Here is a 3,822-nt window from a genome sequence, read left to right as displayed (position 1 = left end):
GTTCGGCCTCCTCATCGGATGGGGAGGCTTGGGCATGCCTCATGGCGCGATGGCCGGCGTGCTTCATCACGCCACCGGCAGCGGCGCAGGCAGCGTTGCCGCAGCCGACTGCGACGAGCCGGCGGAGCATCGGGGCCGCCACGATCACCGGCATCAGGGCGAAGCCGAGCATCGGGAAGGCCATGAGGACCGGTCGAAGGCCTCTCACACGGGATGCTGCGTCGTGGCCTGCGGTTTCATCGCGGCGCTGGATGCCCCCAGCTTTCAACTGAGCGCTGCCGGATACAGTTCCATCCGCGTCCGGTTCCTTACCGACGATCCGCTGAGGAAGCGGACGGTATCTCCCCTGCGCCGCCCGCCGCGGGTAACGGTCTAAGGCTTCCGATCCGCGTTCCGCCGCGGGTTTGAGGCTTCGGCGCGTTTCCGCCGCCGGTGGAAGTCGCCGCAACGGGCGCATCGACCCAGTCCCGATCCCGGACCTCCGCTGGAGAACGATCGATCCGCGATGTTCCAGCCTTGTGCATGCACCCGGCCGGCCCGCAGGTGTCGTTCCCCATGGCTCCGGCCCCATGGCTCCGGGCCGATGGGCGATCCGCCGACCCATGAATTCCACTCCCGCACGCTCCGGCCGCGATAGCCGGCAGCCGCGAGAGTCCTGGCCTCCGCCCGCATGCGCAGGGCCAGAGACGGAGGACACCCGAAATGCGTATGAACACGCACACCTTGCACGCCATCGCCGCCTTGTTCGCCGCCGGCACCTTGCTGGCCGGTTCGCACCTTGCCTTCGCCGCTCCGGGCGAGGCCGGTCACAAGCACGACACGGCCGCGATCGGCGAGCCCGCCAAGGCGACCGCCAAGACGCGAACCGTCAGGATCACCATGGGCGACAATTTCTACGAGCCGGAAACCGTCCCGGTGAAGGCCGGTGAAACGGTCCGTTTCGTCATCCGGAACACCGGCGAGTTCCTGCACGAGTTCAATATCGGCACGGCGGCCATGCATGCGGACCATCAGAAGCAAATGGCCATGATGGTCGAGCACGGCATGCTGACCGCGACCGGCGTGGATCAGAAGATGATGAACATGGACCATTCCAAAATGCCCGGTATGGACCGCTCCATGAAACACGACGATCCCAACAGCGTGCTCGTCGATCCGGGGCAGACCCGGGAACTGACCTGGAAATTCACGAAGCAGGCCTCCCTCGAATTCGCCTGCAACATGCCCGGCCATTACGAGGCCGGCATGGTCGGCAAAGTGAACTTCCAGCGCTGACGGAGGACGGCATGACCAATGCACCCCATGGACTATCCCGCCGTGACGCCCTCAAGCTCGCAGGGGCGGCGGGTTTCGCCGGCATCGTCACGGTCTATCCGGGGCGCCGGGTGTTCGCGGCCCCGGACGAGGCTGTCGACCTGGCGGTCGAACGGACCCGAATCACCATCGACGGCGAAACCAGCCGCGCCATCTCCATAGGCGGTTCGATCCCGGCGCCCACGCTACGCTGGCGGGAGGGACAGGAAGTCGTCATCCACGCCACCAACCTGCTGGACGAGCCGACCTCCATCCACTGGCACGGACTGCTGCTCCAAGGCGTCATGGATGGCTCCCCCGGCTTCAACGGCTATCAGCCGATCATGCCGGGGCAGACCTACACCTACCGCTTCAAACTGCGTCAGGCGGGCACATACTGGTATCACAGCCACTCCGCCTCGCAGGAGCAGGAGGGCATGTACGGTGCCATCGTGATCGAACCGGCAGGGCGCGATCCCGTCCGCGCCGACCGCGACTACGTGGTCCTGCTTTCCGACCACACGCCGGAGAACCCCGAAAACGTCCTGCGCAAGCTCAAGGTCAGCGAAGGCTACTACAACAACGACAGACGCACCCTGGTCGATTTCTTCAGGGACGCCCGGCGCGACGGCCTGGGCGCCACGATCGGCGACCGTCTTTCCTGGGGCGAGATGCGCATGGATGCGACCGATATCGCCGACGTGACCGGCTACCAGTTCCTGGTCAACGGCAAGGGACCGCGCGACAACTGGACCGCACTCTACAAGCCCGGCGAGCGCGTGCGGCTGCGGATCATCAACGGTTCGGCGATGTCGATTTTCGATGTGCGCATTCCCGGACTGCCCATGACGGTGGTGACGGCGGACGGTCAGAACGTCGTGCCGGTGAAGGTCGATGAGTTCCGCTTCGGCGTCGGGGAAACCTACGACGCCATCGTCATGCCCACGGAAGACAAGCCTTTCACCTTCTTCGCCGAATCCATCGACCGCACGGGCTTTGCCCGGGCCACGCTTGCGACCCGTGAAGGAATGGAGGGCGAGATCCCCGAACGGCGTCCGCGCGCGACCCTGACGATGGCCGACATGGCAATGGCCCACGGCATGGACCACGGCTCGATGACGGGCATGGACCACGGTCAGATGTCGGGCATGGATCATGGCGCCATGGCCGGCATGGACCATGGCTCGATGCCCGGCATGGACCATGGCGCCATGCCCGGAACGGCTCATGGTGCGGCGGAGAGCCAGGATCGGGCGACGGGATGGGGCGATGCGGCGACGCCGCCCGGCGCCAAGGCCCTTTCCTACGCGGACCTGAAGGCGCTTGCCAAGGCAAAGGAACCGCGGGAGCCCACGCACGAGATCGAGGTCCAGCTGACGGGCATGATGTCGCGCTATATCTGGACGCTGAACGGCCGGAAGTTCGACGAAGGAGCCCCGATCCGGGTCGCCTACGGTGACCGGGTCCGCATCCGGTTCGTGAACACGACCATGATGGCTCACCCGATGCACCTGCACGGGATGTTCATGGAAATCGAGAACGGCCAAAAGGACCGGATGCCCAGGAAGCATGTCGTGCTCGTCCCGCCGGGGCAGGCAACCACGGTGCAGCTGACCACGGACGAACCCGGCGAGTGGCCATTCCACTGCCACCTCCTCTACCACATGGCCTCGGGCATGATGACGCGTTTCATCGTCGAACCCCGCACGGCAAGCCTTTGATCCGGGAACGGCGCATGACAATGACGACAAGGGTACGGCAATGGGTCGCTTTGGTGGCCGTGGCCGTTCTGGGGGCGCTCTCCGCAGGCTCGGCCCGGGCCGCCGGCGAGCACGCCTCCCAACAGTTCCACGAGGAGCCGCCCGTTCTTGCGACGCTTCTCATCGACCGGCTCGAACACCGCTGGCGGGATGGGGAGAATTCGATCGATTGGGACGTGCAGGGCTGGATCGGTGGCGACACCAACAAGATCCGGTTCAACTCCGAAGGCGGCAAGCCTGTCGAAGGCGGTGTCGAGACGGCGGAGTTCCAGCTTCTCTACAGCCGCATGACATCCGAGTTCTGGGATGCACAGGTCGGCGTCCGGCACGACGTCCGGCCCCGGCCGCAGACCACTTACGGCGTTCTCGGGTTTCAGGGCGTGGCGCCGTATTTCTTCGACGTGACCACTCAGCTGTTCGTGAGCGAGGAGGGCGACTTCAGTGCGCGGCTGGAGGCGGAGTACGACCTTCTGATCACGCAGAAGCTGATCCTCCAGCCGCGGGTCGAGGTCAACGCCTCGGCCCAGCGGGTGCGGGAACTCGACATCGGACCAGGCTTCAACGACGTCGATCTCGGCCTGCGCCTGCGTTACGAGGTCGTCCGGGAATTCGCCCCGTATATCGGCGTCAACTGGGAGCGCAAGCTGGGCGAGACGGCGGACATCGCCCGCGATCACGGCGAGGATGCCGGCGATCTGTCCTTCGTCACGGGGGTCCGTTTCTGGTTCTGACAGCGACGGGGGCCGGTCATCCGGCCCCCAGGGGCTTT

4 protein-coding genes are annotated in these 3,822 nt (G+C 65.7%); all 4 read left to right on the top strand.

What is annotated here, in order from left to right:
• Nucleotides 1-376, top strand: a 376-nt coding sequence (locus AC5JJ6_RS03190; RefSeq protein WP_496040656.1) for a hypothetical protein, incomplete at its 5' end; no start/stop codon positions are given.
• A 326-nt stretch (nt 377-702) separates the two neighbouring features.
• Nucleotides 703-1,275, top strand: coding sequence for a cupredoxin domain-containing protein (locus AC5JJ6_RS03185; RefSeq protein ID WP_496040655.1), 573 nt, complete (start codon nt 703-705; stop codon nt 1,273-1,275).
• A gap of 11 nt (nt 1,276-1,286) precedes the next feature.
• A complete protein-coding gene (locus tag AC5JJ6_RS03180; RefSeq protein ID WP_496040654.1) occupies nt 1,287-3,014 on the top strand; it encodes a copper resistance system multicopper oxidase in 1,728 nt (575 codons plus the stop codon).
• A gap of 14 nt (nt 3,015-3,028) precedes the next feature.
• The gene (locus AC5JJ6_RS03175) at nt 3,029-3,784 is read left to right on the top strand and encodes a copper resistance protein B (RefSeq protein WP_496040653.1); all 756 of its coding nucleotides are present in this window, start codon (nt 3,029-3,031) and stop codon (nt 3,782-3,784) included.
• Nucleotides 3,785-3,822: the final 38 nt, after the last annotated feature.

This window comes from Skermanella sp. (assembly GCF_059503625.1).
This window is presented reverse-complemented; position numbering and strand designations above follow the sequence as displayed.

What these genes read in the sequence shown, in the direction of transcription:
- AC5JJ6_RS03180 (WP_496040654.1), top strand. Translation starts at nt 1,287, where the DNA reads ATGACCAATGCACCCCATGGACTATCCCGCCGTGACGCCCTCAAGCTC.
- AC5JJ6_RS03175 (WP_496040653.1), top strand. Translation starts at nt 3,029, where the DNA reads ATGACAATGACGACAAGGGTACGGCAATGGGTCGCTTTGGTGGCCGTG.
- AC5JJ6_RS03185 (WP_496040655.1), top strand. Translation starts at nt 703, where the DNA reads ATGCGTATGAACACGCACACCTTGCACGCCATCGCCGCCTTGTTCGCC.